The 22,941-nt window shown below is 67.9% G+C and carries 25 protein-coding genes; 14 read left to right on the forward strand and 11 right to left on the reverse strand.

Annotated features, from left to right (window positions below; genetic code table 11):
* Positions 1 to 11 precede the first annotated feature (11 nt).
* The 6 genes from AC07Y4_RS04505 (at position 12) to AC07Y4_RS04530 (ending at position 7,162) form a co-directional block, all read left to right on the forward strand.
* On the forward strand, positions 12 to 1,688 hold the full coding sequence (locus tag AC07Y4_RS04505; RefSeq protein ID WP_495274225.1) for a UvrD-helicase domain-containing protein: 1,677 nt from the start codon (positions 12 to 14) through the stop codon (positions 1,686 to 1,688).
* Positions 1,689 to 1,939: 251 nt separating this feature from the next.
* Positions 1,940 to 4,756: a lytic transglycosylase domain-containing protein gene (locus tag AC07Y4_RS04510; protein ID WP_495274219.1), complete on the forward strand. Its 2,817-nt coding sequence runs from the start codon at positions 1,940 to 1,942 to the stop codon at positions 4,754 to 4,756.
* 74 nt (positions 4,757 to 4,830) lie between these two features.
* The gene (locus AC07Y4_RS04515) at positions 4,831 to 5,139 is read left to right on the forward strand and encodes a hypothetical protein (protein ID WP_495274220.1); all 309 of its coding nucleotides are present in this window, start codon (positions 4,831 to 4,833) and stop codon (positions 5,137 to 5,139) included.
* Positions 5,117 to 5,926 carry a hypothetical protein gene (locus tag AC07Y4_RS04520; protein WP_495274221.1) on the forward strand — a complete coding sequence of 270 codons (810 nt, stop codon included), beginning with the start codon at positions 5,117 to 5,119 and terminating at the stop codon, positions 5,924 to 5,926. The genes AC07Y4_RS04515 and AC07Y4_RS04520 overlap by 23 nt, the downstream gene beginning before the upstream one ends.
* A gap of 322 nt (positions 5,927 to 6,248) precedes the next feature.
* Positions 6,249 to 6,626, forward strand: a complete 378-nt coding sequence (locus AC07Y4_RS04525) for a hypothetical protein (protein ID WP_495274222.1) — start codon at positions 6,249 to 6,251, stop codon at positions 6,624 to 6,626.
* Positions 6,627 to 6,628: 2 nt separating this feature from the next.
* The gene (locus tag AC07Y4_RS04530) at positions 6,629 to 7,162 is read left to right on the forward strand and encodes a hypothetical protein (RefSeq protein WP_495274223.1); all 534 of its coding nucleotides are present in this window, start codon (positions 6,629 to 6,631) and stop codon (positions 7,160 to 7,162) included.
* Positions 7,163 to 7,353: 191 nt separating this feature from the next.
* On the opposite strand, the gene AC07Y4_RS04535 is transcribed toward AC07Y4_RS04530, so the two are convergent.
* Positions 7,354 to 7,968 carry a porin family protein gene (locus AC07Y4_RS04535; RefSeq protein WP_487846897.1) on the reverse strand — a complete coding sequence of 205 codons (615 nt, stop codon included), beginning with the start codon at positions 7,966 to 7,968 and terminating at the stop codon, positions 7,354 to 7,356.
* 335 nt (positions 7,969 to 8,303) lie between these two features.
* Between AC07Y4_RS04535 and AC07Y4_RS04540 the strand changes: the two genes are divergently transcribed.
* Positions 8,304 to 8,753 carry a 2'-5' RNA ligase family protein gene (locus AC07Y4_RS04540; RefSeq protein WP_369628946.1) on the forward strand — a complete coding sequence of 150 codons (450 nt, stop codon included), beginning with the start codon at positions 8,304 to 8,306 and terminating at the stop codon, positions 8,751 to 8,753.
* Here AC07Y4_RS04540 and AC07Y4_RS04545 read toward each other — a convergent pair.
* Entirely contained in the window at positions 8,750 to 9,670 is a 921-nt protein-coding gene (locus tag AC07Y4_RS04545) for a LysR family transcriptional regulator (protein WP_062477812.1), read from the reverse strand. The two genes, AC07Y4_RS04540 and AC07Y4_RS04545, sit on opposite strands and share 4 nt — an antisense overlap.
* A 133-nt stretch (positions 9,671 to 9,803) precedes the next feature.
* On the opposite strand from AC07Y4_RS04545, the gene AC07Y4_RS04550 reads away from it, so the two are divergent.
* The 7 genes from AC07Y4_RS04550 to AC07Y4_RS04580 all read left to right on the forward strand — a co-directional run bounded on the left by AC07Y4_RS04550 (position 9,804) and on the right by AC07Y4_RS04580 (position 14,815).
* Complete coding sequence (locus tag AC07Y4_RS04550) at positions 9,804 to 10,793, forward strand: 2Fe-2S iron-sulfur cluster-binding protein (RefSeq protein WP_307588359.1); 990 nt, start codon at positions 9,804 to 9,806, stop codon at positions 10,791 to 10,793.
* A 28-nt stretch (positions 10,794 to 10,821) separates the two neighbouring features.
* Positions 10,822 to 12,081 carry an aromatic ring-hydroxylating dioxygenase subunit alpha gene (locus AC07Y4_RS04555; RefSeq protein WP_487846898.1) on the forward strand — a complete coding sequence of 420 codons (1,260 nt, stop codon included), beginning with the start codon at positions 10,822 to 10,824 and terminating at the stop codon, positions 12,079 to 12,081.
* A complete protein-coding gene (locus AC07Y4_RS04560) occupies positions 12,078 to 12,560 on the forward strand; it encodes an aromatic-ring-hydroxylating dioxygenase subunit beta (protein ID WP_487846899.1) in 483 nt (160 codons plus the stop codon). The genes AC07Y4_RS04555 and AC07Y4_RS04560 overlap by 4 nt, the downstream gene beginning before the upstream one ends.
* Before the next feature lie 9 nt (positions 12,561 to 12,569).
* The gene (locus AC07Y4_RS04565; RefSeq protein WP_056580651.1) at positions 12,570 to 12,938 is read left to right on the forward strand and encodes a chorismate mutase; all 369 of its coding nucleotides are present in this window, start codon (positions 12,570 to 12,572) and stop codon (positions 12,936 to 12,938) included.
* On the forward strand, positions 12,935 to 13,900 hold the full coding sequence (locus AC07Y4_RS04570) for a Bug family tripartite tricarboxylate transporter substrate binding protein (RefSeq protein ID WP_487846900.1): 966 nt from the start codon (positions 12,935 to 12,937) through the stop codon (positions 13,898 to 13,900). Before AC07Y4_RS04565 ends, AC07Y4_RS04570 begins: the two co-directional genes overlap by 4 nt.
* A 16-nt stretch (positions 13,901 to 13,916) precedes the next feature.
* The gene (locus AC07Y4_RS04575) at positions 13,917 to 14,237 is read left to right on the forward strand and encodes a non-heme iron oxygenase ferredoxin subunit (RefSeq protein ID WP_056580656.1); all 321 of its coding nucleotides are present in this window, start codon (positions 13,917 to 13,919) and stop codon (positions 14,235 to 14,237) included.
* A gap of 86 nt (positions 14,238 to 14,323) precedes the next feature.
* Positions 14,324 to 14,815: a RidA family protein gene (locus AC07Y4_RS04580; RefSeq protein WP_487846901.1), complete on the forward strand. Its 492-nt coding sequence runs from the start codon at positions 14,324 to 14,326 to the stop codon at positions 14,813 to 14,815.
* A gap of 10 nt (positions 14,816 to 14,825) precedes the next feature.
* Here AC07Y4_RS04580 and AC07Y4_RS04585 read toward each other — a convergent pair whose 3' ends face one another.
* The 9 genes from AC07Y4_RS04585 to AC07Y4_RS04625 all read right to left on the reverse strand — a co-directional run bounded on the left by AC07Y4_RS04585 (position 14,826) and on the right by AC07Y4_RS04625 (position 22,935).
* The gene (locus AC07Y4_RS04585) at positions 14,826 to 15,335 is read right to left on the reverse strand and encodes a DinB family protein (protein ID WP_447744283.1); all 510 of its coding nucleotides are present in this window, start codon (positions 15,333 to 15,335) and stop codon (positions 14,826 to 14,828) included.
* Positions 15,336 to 15,406: 71 nt separating this feature from the next.
* A complete protein-coding gene (locus AC07Y4_RS04590) occupies positions 15,407 to 16,687 on the reverse strand; it encodes an amidohydrolase family protein (protein ID WP_487846902.1) in 1,281 nt (426 codons plus the stop codon).
* Positions 16,688 to 16,715: 28 nt separating this feature from the next.
* Positions 16,716 to 17,180 (reverse strand): hypothetical protein, encoded by a 465-nt coding sequence (locus AC07Y4_RS04595; RefSeq protein WP_487846903.1) that lies wholly within the window; start codon positions 17,178 to 17,180, stop codon positions 16,716 to 16,718.
* A gap of 4 nt (positions 17,181 to 17,184) precedes the next feature.
* Complete coding sequence (locus tag AC07Y4_RS04600) at positions 17,185 to 17,655, reverse strand: hypothetical protein (protein WP_495274224.1); 471 nt, start codon at positions 17,653 to 17,655, stop codon at positions 17,185 to 17,187.
* A gap of 1 nt (position 17,656) precedes the next feature.
* Positions 17,657 to 18,580 (reverse strand): ABC transporter permease, encoded by a 924-nt coding sequence (locus AC07Y4_RS04605; protein WP_369646987.1) that lies wholly within the window; start codon positions 18,578 to 18,580, stop codon positions 17,657 to 17,659.
* The gene (locus tag AC07Y4_RS04610; RefSeq protein ID WP_487847332.1) at positions 18,577 to 19,641 is read right to left on the reverse strand and encodes an ABC transporter permease; all 1,065 of its coding nucleotides are present in this window, start codon (positions 19,639 to 19,641) and stop codon (positions 18,577 to 18,579) included. Before AC07Y4_RS04610 ends, AC07Y4_RS04605 begins: the two co-directional genes overlap by 4 nt.
* The gene (locus tag AC07Y4_RS04615; RefSeq protein WP_487846904.1) at positions 19,641 to 21,230 is read right to left on the reverse strand and encodes an ABC transporter ATP-binding protein; all 1,590 of its coding nucleotides are present in this window, start codon (positions 21,228 to 21,230) and stop codon (positions 19,641 to 19,643) included. Before AC07Y4_RS04615 ends, AC07Y4_RS04610 begins: the two co-directional genes overlap by 1 nt.
* Positions 21,227 to 21,973, reverse strand: coding sequence for an alpha/beta fold hydrolase (locus AC07Y4_RS04620; protein ID WP_223301325.1), 747 nt, complete (start codon positions 21,971 to 21,973; stop codon positions 21,227 to 21,229). Before AC07Y4_RS04620 ends, AC07Y4_RS04615 begins: the two co-directional genes overlap by 4 nt.
* The gene (locus AC07Y4_RS04625; RefSeq protein WP_206167779.1) at positions 21,964 to 22,935 is read right to left on the reverse strand and encodes a 5'-methylthioadenosine/S-adenosylhomocysteine nucleosidase; all 972 of its coding nucleotides are present in this window, start codon (positions 22,933 to 22,935) and stop codon (positions 21,964 to 21,966) included. Before AC07Y4_RS04625 ends, AC07Y4_RS04620 begins: the two co-directional genes overlap by 10 nt.
* Positions 22,936 to 22,941 lie beyond the last annotated feature (6 nt).

Here is a 22,941-nt window from a genome sequence, read left to right on the forward strand (position 1 = left end):
AGCGGCTCGATATCCTCGCGGAGCCGGGACACCTGCTGGTGACAGGCGGCCCTGGGTCGGGGAAGACGACTATTTCTCTGCTCAAGGCGAAGCAGGTCATTGCCAAGCTGACAGCCGGCCAGGAAATTCTCTTTCTGAGCTTTTCGCGCGCAGCGGTCCGGCAGGTCATGACTCGCTGCAAGCTGATCCTGAACCACGATGAGCGCCGCGTGATCGAGGTCCAGACCTATCACTCGTTCTGCCTGGAAGGGCTTCGATCCCATGGGCGTCTGCTCAACGGGCTTCAGGCGCGGATCGCTTATCCAGACCTCGAGCGGATCGAGAAGGCCGAGTTCGATGGCGACTGGTCTGAAGAACTGGCGCGGCGCGCCAAGGTCGAAGGAATATTCGCGTTCGACCAGTTTGCCGGGGCGATGGCTGACATCGTCGAGGGCTGTGCTGCGGTGCGCACGTTGCTAGGCAGCAAGTACCCCTTGATCATTGTCGACGAATTCCAAGACACCGACGACGACCAATGGCGCATCGTTGCGGCCCTGTCGCACGTGACGACGATCTTCTGTCTCGCGGACCCTGACCAAAGCATTTTTCAGTATGACCCGAGGGTGGATCCGCTGCGATTGACGAAGGCGCAGGCGTTCTTAAAGCCGAAGGTCGTTGATCTGTCCGGCGACAATCATCGCAGCCCCAACGGCGGAATTCTCGCGTTCGCCGACGCGGTGATGAAGAACACCAGCCTTCCGTCACCCTGCGCAGAGGTCAGTCAGCACAGCTACCCGCCACGGGGGTTCGAGTCCACGGTGCATGCTGCGGTGATCTGGATGTTCAGTCAGTTGGCGAAGGCCAAGGTCGAAAGGCCGACGATCGCGGTGCTGACGCGCAGCAACCCGCTCGTTTCGGACATCTCCGCTCTGCTGGGTCAGGAGCACACCTACAAGACCAAGACCCTCAAGCCGGTTGCGCATGAGGTGGTTTGGGACCCCGAGCTTTCGGCTGCCGCTGCTGTGGTGCTCGCCTCGGTGCTGGAATGGCCTCGCAAAGAAGTCGGGGAAGCCCAGGCGCAGACCTTGCGGCTCGTCTCAGCCTACTACCGGCTGAAGGCGGCTACCGATGGCACCCAGTCGGCAAAGGACCTTGCGCGCCAATTCGGCGAAGCAGCAGTTGCTGTGTCGACCGGTGGCAAGCTGAAGACAAAGAAGGCCAAGGAGGTCGTCGCCGCGGTCGAGGTTGGCGTGTCACTGGTGGGCGATCCAGTCGCTGACTGGCGCGCGGCGAGCCGGGTGCTCGGGCAGACGCCAGCACTTGTCGAGATTCAGCGCCAGGTTCGACTTGTCCGACTGTTCCGCGCGACGGACGCGTTGGGCCAGGGCCTTGCGGAATCCTGGGTCGCCACCGGTGGTTACGCTGGTGCGACGGTGCTGGTGAAGAAGGTGCTTGATCAGGAGCGCCTCATATCGGCGGAACTGGAGCCCCAAGGTCTGCTCGTGATGAACATTCACAAGTCGAAAGGGAAGGAGTTCGACGGGGTGATCCTAGTCGAGGGAGCGTTCAAGTCTTTCTTCTTCGACGATCGGAACGAGAAGGCACCGTTTCCGCAGAGCCGGCGGCTGCTTCGCGTTGCGATCACTCGCGCCCGCACTCGTGTAGCCATCGTCAGGCCGATGAACTCCGCGCCGCTCTGCGATTCCTGATCCGGCGCGACGGCGACTGCGCCTGTTCTGCACAAAAACAGGTCGTGACGCCACCCTTCGGGGATGGCAACCAAAATTCCTAACCCTCCCTCGTCGACGCAAGAAGTGATCGACCCGCCCGCAGCACTGAGCGCCCGCAAGCAGGCCCGCCTGGAGCGCCGCTTCGACGATGCCATGGCCGCGGTCAACGCCGGGGAGCACCGCCTGCGCCATGGCCCCCCGCCTGTTGCCAAGAAGCGGGGGGGCGCGCGATGAGCGGCGTGAAGATCCCCATCGAGGCGGAGTTCGACAAGGGCGACGTCACCCAGGCGATCCAGCAGTTCACGCAGGAATTCAACCGCCTCGGCGCCACCATCGCGCAGGCCAACAAGGTCAAGTTCCAGCCGATCAGCAAGGCGACGCTCGATGACATGCGCAAGGTGCAGGCGCAATTCGATTCGCTGCGCAAGGTCTCCGGCGACCTGAACAAACGCCTCGGCGCGACCGGGCAAAAGGACGCCGGCTTTCTCCAGGTCGACTGGTCAAAGCTCTACCCCGACCAGCACGCCCGGCATCGGCAGATGCAGAAGGCGTTCGAGTACGTCTCTGGTACGCAGTTCGGCGCGATGCAGGGTGGTGGCGGCGCCGGCGGCAAGCCACCAACAGGCGGCGGTGGCGGCGGCGGAAATAGCGGTGGTGGTGGCCAAGGCCGCCGCATCGTCGCCGCGGGCCTCAACGCCATGGGGCCGCCCGGCGGCGTCGTGAACAACGCCCTTGGCGCGGGGATGTCCGGCGGATGGATGGCGGGTCTCGCTGGGCTCGGCGGCGGCCTGGCGGCCCTGGCCATATCGAAGGCGGTCGGTGCTGTGGTCGAGAAAGTAGGCGCCGTAGAGGCAGAGAACATCCGGCACGACCGCATCAAGCGTCAGCTCGGTGACACCGGCGTGGGTTTCCAGGCGCTCAAGACGTCGATTCGTGGTGCTTCCGGCCAGATGGGTGTGACCTTCGATGAAGGTCAAGACCTTGTAGCCCAATACATCAAGACCGCCGGCATCTCGAACAAGAACTGGCGCGGCGTCGGCGAGGAGGTCGCCACGGCTGGCAACTTCGGCCGCTCGTTCGGCGTCGACCAATCTCAGGCGATTGGTGCTTTCGGCACGATGCGCATGATGGGCGTGACCAACAGCGACCAGCAGGCACGCCGCGTGGCACTGTTGATCGGCGAAGGCATCGCGAAGTCGAGCTCTTTTGCCAAGGCCGACGAGGTGCTGGAGGCGATCGCGGGCTTCGCGGCATCGCAGACCCGCACGGGCATGAACTCGGCCAACGTCGAGGGCTACACCTCGATGCTCGCCGGCATGGTTGGCAGCAAGATTCCTGGCATGGACGTGGCGAGCTCGGCCGCGCTCCTCTCGCGCATGAACTCTTCGATCGCAGGCGGTGGTAGTGCGGGCGAAGCCGGCCAGAACTTCCTTTTCTCGGCGCTCGGCGGCCGCGGCATGAACCCGATGGATGTGACGCTGCTGCGCGAGCAAGGCCTGTTCGGCACCGGGCGCGGCACCTTCGGTGCGGGCTCGACGTACGGGCGCTACGCAGGGAAATACGGCCTGTCGACGCCGGATGCAGCCAACTCCGACACCACGAACTTCGAGGCCATCCAGAAGCATTTCGAGAAGACCTACGGCGGCTCGGCCAACGCGCGCAAGCTCATGGCGAACGCGATGTCGAACCTCTACGGCATCACGAACAGCCAGGCGATGGCGATCTCCACCGCGAACCCCGCGCAGCTCGGCGGCATGGGTCGGCGCCTTGATCGGCTGGGCATCGACGTCAAGGACGTGAACGCCACCGGCATCTCACGCATGGCGCAGATCGAGGGCGATGGGTCGCTGAGCGACGGCGAGAAGGACAAGCGCATGCGCCAGGCCGCGACCGAAGGGCAGGAGCAGACGCAGGGGTCGATTGCGAAGGACAGCAAGGCAGCGTTGGAGAACATCAAGAGCACGCTGGCCGACAGGCTGGTGCCGGCGGCAGAGGCCATGCGCGCCGGCATCATGTTCCTCGCCGGCGGCAAGGGAGCGATGAGCAGCCGGCAGATTCAGGAGGCCATGATGACGGCCGACTCCGACGATCGGAAGGGGCAGATCAAGGGCGAATTCGAGAAGAAGATCGCCGAGGAGGCCGGCAAGCCCGGCTCCATCCGCGCACAGCGTGACGCCGCGCTGGCTGACCTGCGCCGCGACTACGCTGATCCAGAGAAGCGGGTCGCTGGACAGGCTCGCGTGCAGGCGCTGTCGGACCAACTCGCGAGACAGGAGGAGGAAAGCCGTAGGCGCGTTCTCCAACTCCAGCAGGATCGCGAGGCTGCGATCAAGAAAGAAACGGAGGGCCTGTCCGCCAACATCAAGGCCCTCGCCGAGGAGGAGGCTGCGCGTCGAAAGGGGTTGGAGAAGGTCTCGACGGATGGTGCGGCAGGAGCGGGCCGCGGCTCGGTCAATCTGCCATCCGCTGGCGCAACCCGCGGCAACGCTTTGGCTGGCGACAGCAGCTTGCTCGCAGAGCTCGCGAAGACTGATCAGCTCATCGGCGCGAAGCCTGGCACATCGGCGGCGCAGATCCAGCAAGAGAGCGCCTTCAACCCGACCGCCCGGAGCCGGGCCGGCGCTATGGGGCTGGCGCAGATCATGCCCTCGACCCTGCGCTCGCTCGAGAAGCGGTTCGGCCGCAAGCTCGACCCAGATGACCCCTCGGACGCGGTCCTGATGCACCGGGAGCTCATGCGCGAGAACGTAGGGAAGTTCGGCAATGTCCCCGACGCTCTGCGCGCTTACAACAGCGGTTGGGATCGTTCGAAATGGGGCAACGCAGAGACGTCTGGCTACGTGCCGGCCATCGAGCAGAACCGCGAGCGGATGGCAGGCACTCCGATTCCCGACACGGGCGCCGGCGCGCGGTCCAGCGATCAGCGCGTCAACGTCGCAGGCCAGGCGGAGATCACCGTCAAGCACGAGTATGCAGACGGTCGTCGGCAAGGGCCCGATCAACGTGTCAACGTGCGCCTCTCTGCGCCTCAGCCGTCGGGGATGTGAGGCAGCCTGGCTGCGCTGGCCGTTTTCGCACCTGTTATTGGCGCAAACAGGCGTCGTGACGGCACATTGAGGGCATGACCAACCTCGATGCCCAAGCCCGGCACTTCGCCTCGTTCGAGCCAGCGCGCAGCCTGATCGCGCAGCACGGCGACCTCCGTCATGAGCTCGTGCAGGCACTGCGCCTTCAGGCAGAGGCCGATCGTGCCGCGGATGCAAACCTGCGCGTTGTCCTTGCCGGCGGCGACACCACCGAGACGCAGGATGCGTTCGACGCTGCCGTTCAGGCCTTTGCAGAGTTCCAGGGTGGCCGCTGGCTGGCCCTGTTCTGGTTTTTGACTTCACCCCTTGAGGAACTTACCCGTGACCACACCAACACTCATTGACCTTCAATCTGCAATTCAGCTCGCATCGGATCATCTGGCCGACGTGCTGGCTGAAGGCGGCGACACCACCGATGCACGCGCCGCGCTCGACGCAGCGCGCGCAGCGCTGAGCGAGCACCAGGATGCCCTGCAAGCCGCCGAACGCGAGCGTCATGCGGCCGAGGCTGCGAAGGCCAACGAAGCCGCAGCGTCTGCCGCGGCACAGGCCAAGGAGGCTGTCACCGCCGCAGTGGAGCAAGTCGAGCTGCCCGATGGTGTCGAAGCCCCTGCGCTCGATGCGGACCCAGAGGTTGCTTCCGCTGCCGTGGCCTTCGCACGGGTGCGGCACGAGCTGGAGCGCGGGCTGCCCGATCGTCAGCGTGTCGAGGCCAAGATCGAAGAGCTGCGCGGTCGCGCCGCGGCCAAACGTAGCGCGGTGGAGGCAATCAAGGCCCGCCGGCTTCGGGGCGTCGAGCGCGCGGGTGATGCCGCCGAATTGCACGTGCTCAACCAGGACGCCGATGGCCTCGACGGACTCATTGCCGACGCGCAGCAGAGGCTCTCGGCGATGAAGCCCGATCCAGCTGCGCTGCAGCGCGTGGCCGATGCAGAAGCGCGGCTTGCGCGCGTGCAAAACGATGCGATTCTGCGTGGCCTCGTTGCCCGCCAGCGTGTGATCGAAGACGCGCTCGTCGCTGGGGCTCGGAAAATCCGCGAGACCGCCTTTGGTTTTGGCCAGCGAAATCTGGGCTCCATCTATGTCGCGAGCCAGGGCGTGCGCGATGTTTCTACCGGCAAGTGGGTATGACCACCGCGAGTCGTCACCTTGGTGGGCGTTTCGCGCCGGGCACCAGCGGTAACCCGCAGGGCCGGCCGAGCACTGCGAGCCGCGTGCGCCAGGCCATTGAGCGCGATCTGGTGCAACTGGGTGCCACACCAGAGGACGTTGCGCATCTGGTCGAGGCGTCGACGAATCCTCTGCGCGCAGCGGCGGTCATAGCGGTGATGGCCGCGGCTCTGACCGAGCGGCGCGAACAAGTTACTCCCCCCTCGGGCCCACGTAAGACCTGACCGAGGTTTGCCGGCGCGGCCTCACTCACCGCGTCGGCCTTTTCTTCCAAGGAGCCAACATGGCAAGTGAATTCGAGAGGTTGCTGGCTGAGCTGAAAGCCGCAGACGCGCCCAAGCAGAAGCTGCTCATCAAGGCCGACGTCATGCGGCAGGCGCGCGATGGCGCCAAGAACACGCACGTCAGCGGTCAGCCGCTTGGCGAACTCATCAAGGGTGCCATCAGCGACGCGGTGGCCTCTGGCCGCCTGAGCGGCACCACGGCCGTGGCCGGCCTGAAGGCGCTCGGGCTCGACGACGACGGCAAGACGCCGATCGCATCGATGTCCGGATTGAGCCGAGAGCAGCAGCGCGCGACCGTCGACCACATGGTGCGCCTGGGCAAGCTCACTGGATCCGAAGCGGTCGAGTTGCTCGAGAAAATCGAGTGCGGCGGCTGACCATGGCGCACATCACATTGAACCAGACCCTAGCCAAGGCCATGGCGCTCGACGCCGAGTACGGCACCGAGCACCGCGGCGATGCGGTGCTGTGCCAGATGCTGGCAGCGATCCCGGCGCACCTGGAGCGCAAGGACCAGCAGGCGCGACAGCTACTTAAAGCCCGCCAGGCCGCGGGCGTCGATGCGGGCGACGACGATGTCGATGATGACGAGAAGGTCCGCCAAGCAAGCGCCGACGGCAAGACGCCGTCGCCGCACACCACCGACCACAAGGTTCGGCGCAGCGCGACCGCCAGCGGCTCGACGGCGCAGCGATCGGGCGGTGGTCAAGGGGTAGGTAGCCCAAAATCCAAAAAATCGCCTGTAGCGGTCATGGCAAAGTCGACCGCGGCTTCCCCGGTGGCGCAGCGTGCGGCCGCCCGCAGCTGGTCGCCTCAGCAGATCGCGGCAGCGCTCGACGATGGTGTCGCGCGCGGGCGCATCTCGGGCCACGCGGCCACGGCGGCACTGGCGGCGTTCATCGGCAAGCGCTAACGGAGAAAAGGGCCGCAGGATAGAGCCTTCGGGTCGACGGTATGGATGACGGTATCGTGGAAAAGTCAGCCACCGAATTCCCATTGGCAGCACGGAATTTTTCTGCCAGTTGATTATCGAGTGGGAATGAGTTCCTGAAAAGAAGAAAGGCGCCGCAAGGCGCCTTTCTTCTTTGGCGGGTGACCCGATGATCAGAAGCTCGCCTTCAACCCCACCGTGAACATCCCACCCTTGGCCTGCTTCGACAGCTTGCCGAAGTAGTCGTAGTCGGCCGTGATCGCGAGGTTCTGCGTCATGCGGTACTCGGCGCCGACACCGACCATCAGGCCCGTGCCGCTGCCCGAAAGGCGCTGGTTGGCCGGGGCCCACTTGTTGTCGCCGGAGATGCGTCCGCGTGCCACGCCCAGGCGGCCGTTGAGGGCGAAGGCGTCGCCCAGCGGCATGCGGGCGGTGGCGGCGGCGTAGAAGACCTGGCCGGTGCCGGTCTGCAGCCGGGAGCCGCCGTAGGCCGAGCTCCATTGGCTCACGCTGCCGAGGCGGGCGTAGCCGGCTTCCACGCCGAAGTGCTCGGTCAGGCGGTAGCCGCCATACAGCTTGTAGGACGTGCCGCTCTTGTCGGCCTTCTTGCCGCCCCATGGCACGGGCACGGGGGCGTTTTTCGAGGACGACAGGCTGTAGCTGGAGCGGCCGATGGCGCCGCCGACATACAGCCCGGTGTCCTTGTCGAGACCGGCGGCGAAGGCGCCGACGGAGGCGGTGCCGAGCCAGAGGGCTGCGAGTGCGAGGCGGGCTTGCGTTTTCGTCAAGATGAGATCCTGTTGGTTGATCGATTGATTGAATGAATGCGTGGATGGGCGGCGTGTCGTTGTTCGCCTTGCCGCCACCGTCCGACGATTCTCAAAAACCAAGCTGAAGACGAGCTTCGCGTTTGCTGAAGGCCTCATGAAGGGCCCCTGCCATGGGCGATGATCGACACATGTCAGCTCAGCTTCTTCTTCCCGGAATCGATCCCCCGCCGCGGCCCCTGCCGCGGCCTCGCGGCACCCAGGCCCCTCGCAAGGCGCCGCTGCCGCACTCGCTTTTCTTCGCACTGCTTCCCACCCCGCAAGACGCCGAAACCATCGCCGCGCTCGGCGCGCGCATGAACTCCCAACACGCCCTGAAGGGCACGGTGGTCGAGGCGCAGCGCCTGCACGTCACGCTGTTCGACCTCGGCAACCACGACCAGGTGCCCGCCGACAAGGTGGCCCAGGCATCGACCGCGGCCGCCGCGGTGCCCGTGCCGGCGCTCGATGTCGTTTTCGAAAAATCCATGAGCTACGCCAAGGGCGCGCTGGTGCTGTGCGCCGACGACGAGGCCAACGTCGCGGCCCTGCGCGCGTTCAGGCAGCGCCTGGGCGAGGCGCTGGCCGATGTCGGCCTGAAGCCCTCGCGCGCGTTCACGCCGCACATGACCGTCGCCTATGCGCGGCGCAAGCTCGAAAAGCACGCGCTCGAAGCGCCCGCGCGGTGGGCCGCCCACTCACTGGTGCTCATCGACAGCCACGTGGGCGAGGGCGTGCACGAGGTGCTGGGCCGCTGGCCCGCCTAGGCGCCGTCCTGATCCGCAAACGTGTCGAACAGCAGCCCGCGCAGCCACTGGTTGCCCGGGTCGCGGTGCACCTTCGCGTGCCAGAACAGGTTGATCGCGATCTGCGGCAGCGCCACCGGGTGCGGTCGCCACACCAAGCCGAAGGGCTCGGCGATGCTGCGCGCCAGCCGCTCGGGCACGGTCGCGATCATTTCGCTCGACTGCAGGATGTGGCCGATGGCCACGAAGTGCGGCACCTTGAGCCGGATGCGGCGCTGGATGCCCTGCGCCGCCATCACGTCGTCGGCCTTGCCGTGGCCCGTGCCGGCGGCCTGCACCTGCACGTGGTCGGCCGCACTGAAGTCCTTCAGTGACACGCTGCGCTTGCGCGCCAGCGGGTGCGTGCCCGCGAACAGGCACACATACCGCTGCAGGAACAGCCGGCGCTGGAACACGCCCGACTTGAGCTGCGGCAGCAGGCCGATGGCGATGTCGACATGGCCGGCCTCCAGGTCGTCGCGCAGGTGGGTCGCGGTGTTGTTGCGCAGCGTGCTGATGGTCACGCCCGGCGCGGCGGCCGAGAGCGTTTCCATGAGGCGCGGCGTGAAGTAGATCTCGCCGATGTCGGTCATGGCGAGCGTGAAGCTGCGCGTGCTCGTGGCGGGGTCGAACACCACCTGCTGGTTGAGCGCCGTGTGCAGCGCGCCCATGGCGTAGGCCACCGGCTCGGCCAACTGCAGCGCGAAGGGCGTGGGCTCCATGCCGCGTGCGGTGCGCAAGAAAAGCTCGTCGCCCAGCAGCTTGCGCAGGCGCGCCAGTGCGTTGCTGATGGCGGGCTGCGACAGGCCCAGCGACTCGGCCACGGCCGACACGCGCTTCTCGGCCAGCATGCGGTCGAACACCAGCAGCAGGTTGAGGTCGATGTCCTTGAGTTGCATGGCGCACCTTTATTCATGCCGGTGATACAGCCGATTCACCAGATTCTATTGGTCAATCGGAGGAGGCCGCGCATCATCCGTGCCCAGAGACAAGCCGGCCCCGCCGCCGGCGCCAGAAAAAGAGAGCCCGACGATGGACCTGCACATTCACCCCCTTGCCCGCACCCTCGAGGTCCGCCCCGGCGCGAACCTGCTCGAGGTGCTGCGCGAGCACCAGGTGCCGGTGTCGTACAGCTGCATGTCGGGGCGCTGCGGCACCTGCCGCTGCAAGGTGGTGTCGGGCCAGCTGCTCGACGGCGGCCAGGACGCGATCCGGCCCGACGGGCAGGGCGAGCGTTACGTGCTGGCCTGCCAGAGCACGCTGACCGAAAGCTGCACCATCGAGATCCCCGAGCCCGACGAGGTGGTGGTGCACCCGGCGCGCGTGCTCAAGGCCACGGTCACGGGCATCGACGTGCTCACGCACGACATCCGCCGCCTGCGCCTCAAGCCCAACAAGCCGCTGGAGTTCTCGCCGGGCCAGTACGCGCAGCTGCAGTTCGGCCCCGAGCTGGCACGGCCGTACTCGATGGCCGGGCTGAGCCGCGACGCCGAGCTTGAATTTCATGTGCGCCGCGTGCCGGGCGGCCGCGTCACCGCCCACATCTTCGAACAGCTGCGCGTGGGCGACACCGTGCGCGTGAGCGGCCCGCTGGGCACCGCCTATTTGCGCACCAAGCACCGCGGGCCCATGCTCTGCGCGGCGGGCGGCACGGGGCTCGCGCCCATCCTGTCGATCGTGCGCGGCGCGGTCGCGGCGGGGCTGACGCAGCCGATCCACCTTTACCTCGGCGTGCGTTCCGACGCCGACGTGTACGGCCTGCCCGAGCTGCGTGAATTGCAGGCGCAGCACCCCGGCCTGAAGGTGCACGTCGTGGTGGTCGCCGGCCCTGCGCGCGACGGCCAGCGGCTGGGCCTCATCACCGACGCGATCCGCGCCGACCTGCCCGCGGGGCTCGACGGCTGGCGCGCCTACCTGTGCGGCTCGCCGCCCATGGTGGAGGCCGCGAGCCGGCTGGTGCAGGCGCACGGCCTGGCGCCCGAGCAGACGCATGCCGATGCCTTCTACCTGCAAGGCACCTGAAGAACCGAACAAAAGAAAAGGAGACCCGATGACCACGCCAGCCGTCTTCCCCATCGAACTGCACTGGGAGAGCGAGAAGACCAGCCGCATTCCCTTCATGGCCTACACCGACGAGGCGCTGCACAAGAAGGAGTTGCAGCGCTTCTTCTACGACAAGCACTGGTGCTATGTCGGCCTCGAAGCCGAGATTCCGAACCCGGGCGACTTCAAGCGCACCGCCATCGGCGAGCGCTCGGTCATCCTGTCGCGCGACGAAGAAGGCGCCATCCACGTGTTCGAGAACGTCTGCGCCCACCGCGGCATGCAGTTCTGCCGCGAGCGCCACGGCAACAAGAAAGAGTTCGTCTGCCCCTACCACCAGTGGAACTACACGCTCAAGGGTGACCTTCAGGGCGTGCCGTTTCGCCGTGGCGTGAAGCAGGACGGCAAGGTGCACGGTGGCATGCCGGCCGACTTCAAGACCGAAGACCACGGCCTGAACAAGCTCAAGGTCGCGTCGCGCGGCGGTGTGGTGTTCGCGTCGTTCGACCACGACATCGAATCGTTCGAAGATTTCCTCGGCCCCGACATCCTGCATTACTTCGACCGCCTGTTCGACGGCCGCAAGCTCACCATCCTGGGCTACAGCCGCCAGCGCATTCCGGGCAACTGGAAGCTCATGCAGGAGAACATCAAGGACCCGTACCACCCGGGCCTGCTGCACACCTGGTTCGTGACCTTCGGGCTCTGGCGCGCCGACAACAAGTCGGAGCTGAAGATGGACGCGCGTGGCCGCCACGCCGCGATGATCTCCACGCGCGGCAGCGCCGGCAAGGCCGCGCAGGTGACGCAGGTGTCGAGCTTCAAGGAGAGCATGCAGCTCAAGGACCCGCGCTTTCTGGACATCGTGCCCGAGCCCTGGTGGGGCGGGCCGACGGCGGTGATGATGACGCTGTTCCCCAGCCTCATCCTGCAGCAGCAGGTCAACAGCGTGTCGACGCGCCACATCCAGCCCGTGGGCCATGACGCCTTCGATTTCGTCTGGACGCATTTCGGCTTCGAGGACGACACGCCCGAGATGACGCAGCGCCGCCTGCGCCAGGCCAACCTGTTCGGGCCGGCGGGCTTCGTTTCGGCCGACGATGGCGAGGTGATCGAGTTCTCGCAGGAGGGTTTCGAGCAGAAACCCTACCACCGCACGCTGGCCGAACTGGGCGGGCGCGAGGTGGAGAACACCGACCACATGGTGACCGAGACGCTGATCCGCGGCATGTACCGCTACTGGCGCGAAGTGATGGAGGCCGCATGAGCACGCTCGACACGTCCACCTACCTCGACCTGTCGCGCCTGTATGCGGCGTACGCGCATGCGGTCGATTCGGGCGACTGGGACCTGTGGCCCGCGTTCTTCACCGAAGCGTGCAGCTACCGCCTGCAGCCGCGGGAGAACCACGAACGCGGCCTGCCGCTGGCCACGCTCTCGTTCGAAAGCCGGGGCATGCTCGAAGATCGCGTCTACGGCATCAAGGAGACGCTGTTCCACGACCCGTACTACCAGCGCCACGTGGTGGGCCTGCCGCTGGTGCACCGCGTCGACGACGACGGCACCATCCACAGCGAGGCCAACTACGCGGTGTTCCGCACCAAGCTCGACGGGCCGTCGACCGTGTTCAATGTCGGGCGCTACATCGACAAGGTCGTGCAGACCCCCGAGGGCCTCAAGTTCGCGTCGCGCCTTTGCGTGTTCGACAGCGAAATGATCCCGAACTCCATCATTTATCCCATCTGAAACCGAGCCATGCCAGAAAAAGAACCAGAGACCCACGGTGCACCCCTGCGCCGTTTCACCGACCCGGCCTACGTGCCGCTGTGCGCCAACCTGGCCGAGGTGCGCGAGAACATCGACCGGCTCGACCGCCAGATCGTCGCGCTGCTGGCCGAGCGCGGCCGCTACGTGAAGGACGCCGCGCGCTTCAAGCGCGACGCCTTCCAGGTATCGGCGCCGCAGCGCCAGCAGGAAGTGATCGACAAGGTGAAGGCGCTCGCCGAGAAGGAGGGCGCCTACCCGGAGGTGGTCGAGGCCGCCTACCGCGCGCTCATCGCGGGCTTCATCGCGCGCGAGCAGCAGGACCACTTGGGCATGGTCGATGTGGAGGGGCAGCCATGACGCGCGCACGCCTTTTCGTCGCCTTCAGCGCCGTGGCCCTGGCCGCGGCCGCCCATGCGCAGGACTGGCCGCAGCGCCCCGTGCGCATCGTGGTGCCGTTCGCGGCGGGCTCGTCGCCCGACATCCTGGCGCGCATCGTCAACGACAAGCTCGCGGCGCGCATCGGCCAGCCGCTGATCGTCGAGAACAAGCCCGGCGCGGGCGGCAACAGCGGCACCGATTTCGTCTCGAAGGCGCAGCCCGACGGCTATACCTTTCTGCTGTCGGTGAACGCGCCACTGGTCTACAACACCATCCTCTACAAGAACCTGCCGTACGACCCGTTCAAGGACCTCGTGCCGGTGTCGCTGGCCGCGACCACGCCGAACGTCTGCGCGGTCTCGAATTCGATGGGCGTCGATTCGGTCAAGGGCTGGCTGGCGGCGATGAAGAAGAACCCTGGCAAGTTCAACTTCGCCTCGACCGGCAACGGCTCGATCTCGCACCTGGGCGTGGAGCTCATCAAGGCCAAGACGCAGTCGTTCGCGGTGCACATCCCGTACGCGTCGTCGGGCCAGGCCGTCACGGCCATCGTGCAGGGCGACGTGCAGTACGCCTGCCTGCCGCCGGTCACGGTGATGCCGCAGGCCAAGGCGGGGCGTCTCAAGGCGCTGGCCGTCACTTCGGCCGAGCGTTCGGCATTGCTGCCCGAGCTGCCGACGCTGCGTGAATCGGGCCTGCCCGACATCCAGGCCGTGCCATGGTTCGCCTACATGGCGCCCAAGGGCACGCCGAACGACGTGGTGCAGCGCATGAGCCGCGAGATTGCTGCCGCGCTGAAAGACCCCGACACAGTCAAGCGCCTGCAGACTGCGTACTTCGACCCCGTGGGCAGCACGCCCGAAGGCCTGTCGAAGTTCATGGACGAGGAACTGCGCCGCTGGAAGCCGGTGATCGACCGCGCCGGCCTCAAGCCCGATTGAGAAAAGGGAGCACACGATGAGCACGATGACCTGGGTCGACGCCGCGGCGGTCGATGACGTTCCCGCCGACGACGTGGTCGGCATCGAGGTGCAGGGGCGCGACATCGCGCTGTACGGCACCGACGACGGCATCCACGCCACCGACAACATCTGCACGCACGGCCATGCGCGGCTGTGCGACGGTTTTCTCGAAGGCCACGAGATCGAATGCCCGCTGCACCAGGGCCGCTTCGACGTGCGCAGCGGCAAGGCCATGTGCGCGCCGCTCACCGAAGACCTGCGCACCTACCCGGTGAAGATCGAGGGCGGGCGGGTGTTCCTCGCGTTCGAAGGCTGAACTGTTCTGCCTGTGGCCGGCGTGATCTGTATCGGTTCGCGCCGGACCGGTTGGCGACAATGGCGGTCCGTTTTCCTGGACATCCGATGACAGAACCACACAGCCGCGACCAGATCGCTGACGACATCGCCGCCGAACTGGGCCACAGCTTCGACGGCGAGATCCTGGCCGGCGGCCACTACGTGCCGCTGGTGCGCGACGGCCGCACCGTCTACCTCAGCGGCCAGGTGCCGCGCGTGGGCACCACCGTGGTCGTCACCGGCCGCGTGGGCGATGCCGTGTCGCTCGACACCGCGCGCGAAGGCGCCCAGATCTGCGCGCTGCGCAGCCTCGCGTTGCTGCGCCGGGCACTCGGTTCGCTCGATGCTGTCGAGAAGGTGCTGCGTGTCGGTGTGTTCGTGCAGTGCACGGCCGACTTCACGCAGCAAAGCGAGGTGGCCGATGCCGCGTCCGACCTGCTGCACCGCGTGTTCGGCGAGGCCGGCGTGCATGTGCGCACGGCGGTCGGCGTCTATGCGCTGCCGAAGAATGCGACGGTCGAGGTCGAGATGACTGTCTCGACCACGCACGCGGCCTGAACGAAACGCATCAACCGCGTTCGCGGCGCGCGGGTTCGCTGCGGTGCAGGTGCACCGCCAGCGTGTCGCGCGGCGGGCGCACCGCGCATTGCGCCAGCAGCCGGCCGGCTTCGCCCCGGTGGTAGCCGTTGTGCGTCACGACGTGGGCCAGCATTTCTTCGCGCGTCATCCGGCCCTTGTCGCCGTCGGTGAACACGAAGGGCAGCGCCTCGGCCAGCAGCGCCGGCGTGAGCGTGTCCAGGTAGGCGAGGTACCAGCGGTCGGACTCGGCCACGGCCGCGCGCAGGTCGGCCAGCGTGGGCGTTTCGGGCGTGTTGTCGTCGGTGAAGCCGTGCGGCGTGCCCGTGAGGTGGCCCGCGAAGATCCGGTTCACCACATGCGCATGGTTGACCACGCGGATCGCGGCATGCCGGGCGTCGGCGTGCTGCACGGGGTCGAGGCTGGCCATGCGGTCCAGCAGCTCGTCGTTGGCCCACGCGTGGTACTGGAACAGCGTGCGCAGCAGGGGTGGGGCGCTCATGTCGGGTGTCCTTGTCATCGGGGAACCTGGATGTTCGCGGCAGGCGCGGCGCCTGTCCAGCCGCCACCGGGTCAGCGCTCGCCGAGCATCCAGCGCGTGCGGTCGCCGCGCCCCGACAGGTGCAGCGCGGCCGTGGCCGCGGGCGTCTCGGCCAGCAGCCGGCCCTTGCGGAACACCTTGAGCCGCGTCGCGCGCAGGCGGATGGCCTCGACCGGGTCACGCGCCTGCAGCAGCACGAAGCTGGCGTCGCAACCGGCTTCCAGGCCGTAGCCGTCCAGGTGCATCACGCGCGCCGCGCGCGTGGTCACGGCCTCGAAGCACTGGTGGATGCCGGCCTGGCCGGTCATCTGCGCCACGTGCAGGCCCATGTGGGCCACCTCGAGCATGTCGCCCGAGCCCATGCCGTACCACGGGTCCATCACGCAGTCGTGGCCGAAGGCGACGTTCACGCCGGCCGCCAGCAGCTCGGGCACGCGCGTCATGCCGCGGCGCTTGGGGTAGCTGTCGTGGCGGCCCTGCAGCGTGATGTTGATGAGCGGGTTCGACACCACGCTCACGCCGCTCTCGGCGATCAGCGGCAGCAGCTTGCTCACGTAGTAGTTGTCCATCGAGTGCATCGAGGTGCAGTGCGAGCCCGTCACGCGGCCTTGCAGGCCCAGGCGCAGCGTTTCGGCGGCCAGGGTCTCGATGTGGCGCGAGAGCGGGTCGTCCGACTCGTCGCAGTGCATGTCGACCAGCTTGCCGCGCTCGGCCGCCAGCTCGCACAGCAGCTTCACGCTGGCCGCGCCGTCGGCCATGGTGCGCTCGAAATGCGGAATGCCGCCGACCACGTCCACGCCCTTGTCGAGCGCGCGCGTGAGGTTGTCGACGCCGCCCGGCGAACGCAGCACGCCATCCTGCGGAAAGGCGACCAGCTGCAGGTCGATGTAGGGCGCCACCTGGCGCTTCACCTCGAGCAGCGCATCGACCGCGAGCAGGCTGGGGTCGCTCGTGTCCACGTGCGAGCGGATCGCCAGCAGGCCCTTCGCCACGGCCCAGTCACAGTACGCGAGCGCGCGTTCGATGAGCGCATCGGCCGTGAGCAGCGGCTTGAGCTCGCCCCACAGCGCGATGCCTTCGAGCAGCGTGCCGCTCTGGTTGACGCGCGGCTGGCCGTAGCTCAGCGTGGCGTCCATGTGGAAATGCGGGTCGACGAAATGCGGCGCGAGCAGCAGGCCCTGGGCGTCGAGCGTCTCGTGCGCGGGCGCGGCCAGGCCAGGCGTGACCTCGGCGATGCGGCCGTCCTGCACGGCGACCGACATGCCGGTTCGGCCGTCGGGGAGGGTGGCGTTGGTGATGAGGAGGTCGAGCATCGGTGGGGCTTCTGGAATCTGTGGCGCGTTATTTTGCGTCGCGAGGCGGTCGTGCAACCTTGCGATAGAGAACATAGAGGTAGACGTTCTCGCTCTTGTCCTTGGCGACCCCGGCGTCGCCCCAAGGAAAGGGCACCGAGCTATCGGGAATGCCCTGTGATTTCAACCAGCGCTGGTGATAGCGGTAGCGATCATCGACGCTGTTGTAGAACTCATCGCCGAAGAGCTTGCGAAACCGAGGGGGTGTCAGCGTCATGCCTGCGCTGACCAGTGCTTCTTCTTCGAAACGCAGGTTGAGTTCCAGCTCTACGTTGCCGACAAAGCCGGTCGCGTGGGCGAGGGTGCAATCGATGAGGTTGCCGTCGATGGGCATGGCGGCACGCGTTTGTGTGAAAACGGTGGGAAGGGCGCTTGCGGCCAGTCCTGCGCTGATGGCAACTCCGAAGGCCGCGATGCAACCGTTCGTGGCGTCCAGGCTGAGTGTGGTGTCCATGCGCTCAGCGCGTGCGCTGCGCGCGGAAGCGGTATTGCCCTGCGGCCGGCCCGACCTCGATGGTCACGCGGCGCAGCTTGTCGTCGTGGCCCGAGTCGGCCTTGGCCGTCACCACGATGCCGCGCGGCGTGGCGCGGCAGGTGAGTTCGCTCAGGGAGATTTCCGCGTGGTCGTTGTCGAGCTCGGCGATGGCGGTCGTGTGCACGGCGTACAGGCTGTAGCTGCGGTCGGCCTCGCCGCGCGCCATCCATTGCACGTAGAGGAACGACTGCGCGAAGGCTTCGGCGTGGATCACGCGGTAGGTGCCGTGGTGGTCGGGGCCCCAGGTGCCGCAGGTCTGCACCCAGGTGACGGCGTCGTGGGTGGCGAAGCGCTCGGGGCCGTAGTCGGCGCCGAGTGCGTGGGCGCCGCTGCCGGCCAGGGCGAGCAGCGCGGTGGCCAGCAGGCGACGGAGGCGGGGCCGCGTCATCGGCATGTCAGCGTTCTCCCTTGCGGTAGGGTTTCATCAGCGCCTGCGGGTAGCTGGCCTTGCGTGCCACCAGCACCAGCGCCAGGATCGACAGCAGGTAGGGCAGCATCAGGTACAGCTGGTAAGGCAGCACGGCATCGCCCGATTGTTGCAGCCGCAGCTGCAGCGCGTCGAAGAACGCGAACAGCAACGCGCCGAGCAGGGCCTTGCCGGGCCGCCACGAGGCGAAGACCACCAGCGCCACGCAGATCCAGCCGCGCCCGTTCACCATGTTGAAGAAGAAGGCGTTGAAGGCCGACAGCGTGAGGAACGCCCCCGCCACGCCCATCAGCGCGGAGCCCGCCACGATGGCGCCGGTGCGCGTGGCCGCGACCGACACGCCCTGGCTCTCGGCCGCCTGCGGGTTCTCGCCCACCATGCGCAGCGCCAGGCCCAGCGGCGTGCGGTACAGCACCCAGGCCACCGTCGGCACCAGCAGCAATGCGAACAGCGTCAGCGCGGTCTGCGCGCCGAGGATGGGCACGGGCAGCCAGTCCATCGGCGCGAAGGGCGTGATGGTCGGCGGCGTGTTCACCTTCGGAAAGCTCACGCGGTAGCCGAAGTAGCTCAGCGCTGTGGCCAATAACGTGATGCCCAGCCCTGAGACGTGCTGCGACAGCGCGAGCCCGACGGTCAGGAAGGCATGCAGCAGTCCGAACACCATGCCCGTGAGCGCGGCCACGCCGACACCGGCCCACAGCGGCGCGCCGGCATACACCGCGAGCCAGCCGGTGAAGGCGCCCGCGACCATGATCCCCTCGATGCCCAGGTTGAGCACGCCCGCGCGTTCGCACAGCAGCACGCCCAGCGTGCCCAAAATGAGCGGCGTGGCGATGCGCAGCACCGCGACCCAGAAGGCGGGGTTGGAAAGAATGTCGAGCAGGTCGGTCATTTCGTCACTCGCACGCGGTACTGCGTGAGCAGCGTGGCCACCAGCACCGCGATCAGCGAGGCCGCGACGATCACGTCGGCGATGTAGGTCGGCACGCCCACGGCGCGACTCATGGTGTCGGCGCCGACCAGCACGCCGGCGACGAACACGCCGGCGGCGATCACGCCCAGCGGGTGCAGCCCGGCGAGCATCGCGATCACGATGCCCGTGTAGCCGTAGCCCGGCGACATGTCGAGCGTGACGTAGCTGGTGCGGCCCGCCACCTCGATGGCGCCGGCCAGCCCGGCCAGTGCGCCCGAGAGCAGCGCGACCATCACCACGGTGCGCGTCACCGGCACGCCGGCGAAGGCGGCGGCGCGCGCATTCGCACCGACCGCGCGGATGTCGAAGCCCAGCACCGTGTACTTGAAGATCGCCCACACGCACACCGCGAGCGACACGGCCCACAGCAGCCCGGTGTGCACGCGCGTCTGGGCGATGAGCTTGCCCAGTTCGAGGTCGGACTGCAGCGACACGCTCTGCGGCCAGCCCATCGCCGTCGGGTCCTTCATCGGCCCGTCGAGCAGCGCCGACACGCCGAGCAGCACGATGAAGTTGATGAGCAGCGTGGTCACGACCTCGTCGACGCCGAGCTTGTTCTTCATGAGCGCCGGGCCCAGCAGCATCAGCGCGCCGGCCACCGCAGCGGCCAGCATCATCAGCGGGAACAGCAGCCAGGGCGACAGCTCGAAGCCCGTGCCGCCGTGCATGCCGCCCACGGCCACGGCGGCCAGCGCGCCCGCGAACAGCTGCCCCTCGGCGCCGATGTTGAAGAGCCTCGCCTTGAACGCGACCGTCGCGGCCAGGCCGGTGAGGATCAGCGGAATGGCCCGCGTCAGCGTCTCGCTCCATGCGAACACCGAGCCGAAGCCGCCCTGCAGCAGCAGCGCGTAAGTGCGCCCGACCGGCGCACCGGCCCAGCGCACGAGCAGCGCGCTCACCAGCAGCGTGAACACGATCGCGCCGATGGGGGCCAGCACCAGCGCGGCGCGCGAGCTTTCGTGGCGTCGTTCGAGGCGCATCATGCGGCGGCTCCCGGGCGTTGCGGCGCGGTGGCACCGGCCATCGCCAGGCCGATGGCCTCGCGCGTCCAGGCCGCGGCCGGGCGTGCTTCGCCGAGGTGGCCGCCGTGCATCACGGCCACGCGGTCGCCAAGCGCGAGCACTTCGTCGAGGTCGTCGGAAATGACGAGCACCGCCGCGCCGGCATCGCGCGCGGCAATGAGCTGCTGCTGCACGTAGGCGACGGCGCCGATGTCCAGGCCCCAGGTCGGTTGGTGCGCGACGATGAGGCGCGGGGCGCGGTTCGGGTACTTCTTGTTGTCGGTGTCTTGTTCCACTTGCTCGGGCGCCAGCAGCGCCCGCCCCAGGATCAGTTTCTGCATGTTGCCGCCCGAGAGCGAACGGGCCGGCGACATCAGGCCGGCGCCGCGCACGTCGAAGGCTTTCTCGATGCGCCGGGCGTGCAGCCGCGCGGCGGCGCGCCGGACGATGAACGACCAGCGCGAAAAGACAGGGCTGCGCAGCCGCTCGGACACGGCGTTCTCCCACACCGGCAGGTCGCCGACCACGCCGACCGCGTGCCGGTCTTCGGGGATGCGTGCCACGCCGCGCTGCACCAGCCGGGCGGGCGAGGGCGGCAGCGCGCGGCCCATGAACTGCGCGCTGCCGGAGACGGCGCGGCGCGTGCCGCTCAGCAGCTCGGCCAGCGCGACCTGGCCGTTGCCGGAGACGCCGGCGATGGCGGTGATCTCGCCCGCGCGCAGCGTGAGCGACACCTCGCGCAGGCGGTCCTGCCCGCCGTCTTTCGCCAATGCGGTGCTCACGTGGTCGAGCACACACACCGCGTCGCCCACCGACTTCGCGGGCCGGCGCTGCGGTGCCTCGACCGCGTGACCGACCATCCACAACGCGAGCTGCGCCTGCGTGGTGTCGGCCGTGCGCGCTTCGGCGACCAGCTTGCCGCCGCGCAGCACCGCGATGCGCTGCGACACGCGCAGCACCTCGCCGAGCTTGTGGCTGATGAAGATCACCGACAGGCCTTGCGCCACCATCTGCGCGAGCGTGGCGAAGAGCGCCTCGCTCTCCTGCGGCGTGAGCACGGCCGTCGGTTCGTCGAGGATCAGGATGCGCGCGCCGCGGTACAGCGCCTTGAGGATTTCCACGCGCTGGCGCTCGCCGACCGAGAGGCTGCCGATGGTCGCGTCGGGCTGCACCGGCAGGCCGAAGCGCTGGGCCACCTCGAGCAGCCGCGCGCGGGCCGCCGCGCGGCGCGAGACCGGGCGCCACAGCGGCTCGGTGCCCATCGTCACGTTGTCGAGCACGCTGAGGTTGTCGGCCAGCGTGAAGTGCTGGTGCACCATGCCCACGCCGGCGGCCAGCGCGGCCTTGGGGTTGCCGGGCGGCAGGGGCGAGCCGAAGACTTCGATGCGGCCTTCGTCGGCGACGTAGTGGCCGAACAGGATCGACATCAGCGTCGACTTGCCGGCGCCGTTCTCGCCGAGCAGCGCGAGCACTTCGCCGGCCTGCAGGTCGAGGGAGATGGCGTCGTTGGCCACGAGCGGGCCGAAGCGCTTGGTGATGCCCTGGAGGCGGAGCACGGTGGGGTTCATGGGCAGACAGGTGGCGACGGCAGGTCGCGGCAGAAATTCTCGATGGCCCGGGCGGAGGCGGCGGGCGAGGCCTGCAGCAGGCCGTGGGGGCCGTCGAGCTGCACCAGGTGCAACGCCGACAGCCCGCGCTGAATGGCGGCCACCGCGCGGCGCGGCACCACGCGGTCCTGCAGCGCCTGCAGGTACATCGCCGGCACACGCACCAACGGCAGCTTGTCGCGCACGTCGACGCGCTGCACTTCCTTCATGCGGTGGGTCATGACCGCGACCGACACCTGCTTCAGCGAGGCCTGGAGCATGTCCGACAGGTGCGGCGCGGACGAACCACCCAGCAGCAGGTGCCGCATCGGCGCGCGCATGAGCTTCGAATGCAGCAGGCGCATCGACAGGTCGAGCAGGCCCGCGCGCATCAGCGCCAGGCCGGGCGCGGGCCGGCGCGCGAAGCTGCAGCACAGGATGAGGCCGCGTAGCCCCGGCGGGCGCGAGGCCGCGAGGGAGATGGCCAGCGGCCCGGAAAACGATTCGCCGAGCAGCACGAAAGGCTGCTGCGTCGGCAGTTGCGCGCGCACCATCGCTTCGAGTTCGTCGTAGCCCAGCACCTGGCGGCCCGGGTAGCGCACGACGTCGATGGCGGCCTGCGGCCCCAGGGCCTGCGCCAGCGGCGCGAAGAGATCGCCGGTGCCGTCCATGCCCGGCAGCAACACAAGACGAGGCAGGCGCCCGGGCGCCACCGTCACTTCCACGCGGCCAGGAAGGCCAGCATGACCTTGGCCGAGTTGTCGGCCGCGATGCTCATGAAGGTGCCCATCTCGTTCTCGCCGTCGCCGCCGCCCGCGAGGTCGCTGAGCGAGCGGAAGGCGATGTAGGGCACGCCGTTGCTGTAGGCGACCATGCCCACGGCGGCGGTTTCCATGTCGAGCACGTTGGCCTGGAAGGTCTTGTAGGTGTATTCGCGGTAGGCCTTGTTGTCCATGAAGGCCTGGCCCGAGACGCCGTTGCCGCCGACCACCAGCTGCGGCTTGCGCGGCAGGCACTTGCCGGCGCCGCAGTTCGCCAGCTCGACGTTGCGGATGCTGCGCGCCACCTCGAGCATCTTCGGATCGGCCGCGAACCAGAACTTGCGCTCGATGCCCGGCTTGGCGGCCGAGCGCACCTCGACCGGGCGCGGGAAATTCATGCCGAAGTTGGGCAGCGTCGCGTCGGTGATGAAGGGCGGCGCGCTGTACTTGCCGGGCGCGGTTTCGCGCGCCATGAGCACCTCGAGGTACTGGCCCCACTGGGCCGGCACCGTCACGTCGCCCACGTGCAGCGAGGGGTTCACGCCACCCGCGATGCCGCTGAACACGATGCCGCTGATGCGAAAGCGGTTGAGCACGAGCTGCGTGTTCATGGTCGCGTTCGTCATGCTGATGCCCGAGAGAAACAGCACCACGGGCTTGCCTTCGAGCGTGCCGGTGGTGAACTCGACGCCGTTCACGCTGTGTTTGCGGGGACCCTGCAGGCGCGTGAGCAGCAGCTTGAGCTCGGGCTCGAAGGCCGAGATCACGGCCAGGCGCGGCGTGTCGTCCAGCCGCGTGCTGCTGTTGATGCTGACGACGTCCGACTTGTAGACGCCGACGCAGCCCGTCAGCACGAGGCCGAGCGCGGCGGCCAGGACCGGGCCGCGCAGGCGCTGGAGAAGCGAGGAAGTATTCGTCATGGTCATCAGGAG

The organism is Variovorax sp. GW460-12-1-14-LB1, assembly GCF_059423605.1.

Excerpts from the sequence above, each read along its gene's own strand:
- AC07Y4_RS04510 (WP_495274219.1), top strand. The coding sequence starts at position 1,940 with ATGAGCGGCGTGAAGATCCCCATCGAGGCGGAGTTCGACAAGGGCGAC.
- AC07Y4_RS04515 (WP_495274220.1), top strand. The coding sequence starts at position 4,831 with ATGACCAACCTCGATGCCCAAGCCCGGCACTTCGCCTCGTTCGAGCCA.
- AC07Y4_RS04525 (WP_495274222.1), top strand. The coding sequence starts at position 6,249 with ATGGCAAGTGAATTCGAGAGGTTGCTGGCTGAGCTGAAAGCCGCAGAC.
- AC07Y4_RS04530 (WP_495274223.1), top strand. The coding sequence starts at position 6,629 with ATGGCGCACATCACATTGAACCAGACCCTAGCCAAGGCCATGGCGCTC.
- AC07Y4_RS04540 (WP_369628946.1), top strand. The coding sequence starts at position 8,304 with ATGAACTCCCAACACGCCCTGAAGGGCACGGTGGTCGAGGCGCAGCGC.
- AC07Y4_RS04545 (WP_062477812.1), bottom strand. The coding sequence starts at position 9,670 with ATGCAACTCAAGGACATCGACCTCAACCTGCTGCTGGTGTTCGACCGC.
- AC07Y4_RS04550 (WP_307588359.1), top strand. The coding sequence starts at position 9,804 with ATGGACCTGCACATTCACCCCCTTGCCCGCACCCTCGAGGTCCGCCCC.
- AC07Y4_RS04555 (WP_487846898.1), top strand. The coding sequence starts at position 10,822 with ATGACCACGCCAGCCGTCTTCCCCATCGAACTGCACTGGGAGAGCGAG.
- AC07Y4_RS04560 (WP_487846899.1), top strand. The coding sequence starts at position 12,078 with ATGAGCACGCTCGACACGTCCACCTACCTCGACCTGTCGCGCCTGTAT.
- AC07Y4_RS04565 (WP_056580651.1), top strand. The coding sequence starts at position 12,570 with ATGCCAGAAAAAGAACCAGAGACCCACGGTGCACCCCTGCGCCGTTTC.
- AC07Y4_RS04570 (WP_487846900.1), top strand. The coding sequence starts at position 12,935 with ATGACGCGCGCACGCCTTTTCGTCGCCTTCAGCGCCGTGGCCCTGGCC.
- AC07Y4_RS04575 (WP_056580656.1), top strand. The coding sequence starts at position 13,917 with ATGAGCACGATGACCTGGGTCGACGCCGCGGCGGTCGATGACGTTCCC.
- AC07Y4_RS04580 (WP_487846901.1), top strand. The coding sequence starts at position 14,324 with ATGACAGAACCACACAGCCGCGACCAGATCGCTGACGACATCGCCGCC.
- AC07Y4_RS04585 (WP_447744283.1), bottom strand. The coding sequence starts at position 15,335 with ATGAGCGCCCCACCCCTGCTGCGCACGCTGTTCCAGTACCACGCGTGG.
- AC07Y4_RS04590 (WP_487846902.1), bottom strand. The coding sequence starts at position 16,687 with ATGCTCGACCTCCTCATCACCAACGCCACCCTCCCCGACGGCCGAACC.
- AC07Y4_RS04595 (WP_487846903.1), bottom strand. The coding sequence starts at position 17,180 with ATGGACACCACACTCAGCCTGGACGCCACGAACGGTTGCATCGCGGCC.
- AC07Y4_RS04600 (WP_495274224.1), bottom strand. The coding sequence starts at position 17,655 with ATGCCGATGACGCGGCCCCGCCTCCGTCGCCTGCTGGCCACCGCGCTG.
- AC07Y4_RS04605 (WP_369646987.1), bottom strand. The coding sequence starts at position 18,580 with ATGACCGACCTGCTCGACATTCTTTCCAACCCCGCCTTCTGGGTCGCG.
- AC07Y4_RS04610 (WP_487847332.1), bottom strand. The coding sequence starts at position 19,641 with ATGCGCCTCGAACGACGCCACGAAAGCTCGCGCGCCGCGCTGGTGCTG.
- AC07Y4_RS04615 (WP_487846904.1), bottom strand. The coding sequence starts at position 21,230 with ATGAACCCCACCGTGCTCCGCCTCCAGGGCATCACCAAGCGCTTCGGC.
- AC07Y4_RS04625 (WP_206167779.1), bottom strand. The coding sequence starts at position 22,935 with ATGACCATGACGAATACTTCCTCGCTTCTCCAGCGCCTGCGCGGCCCG.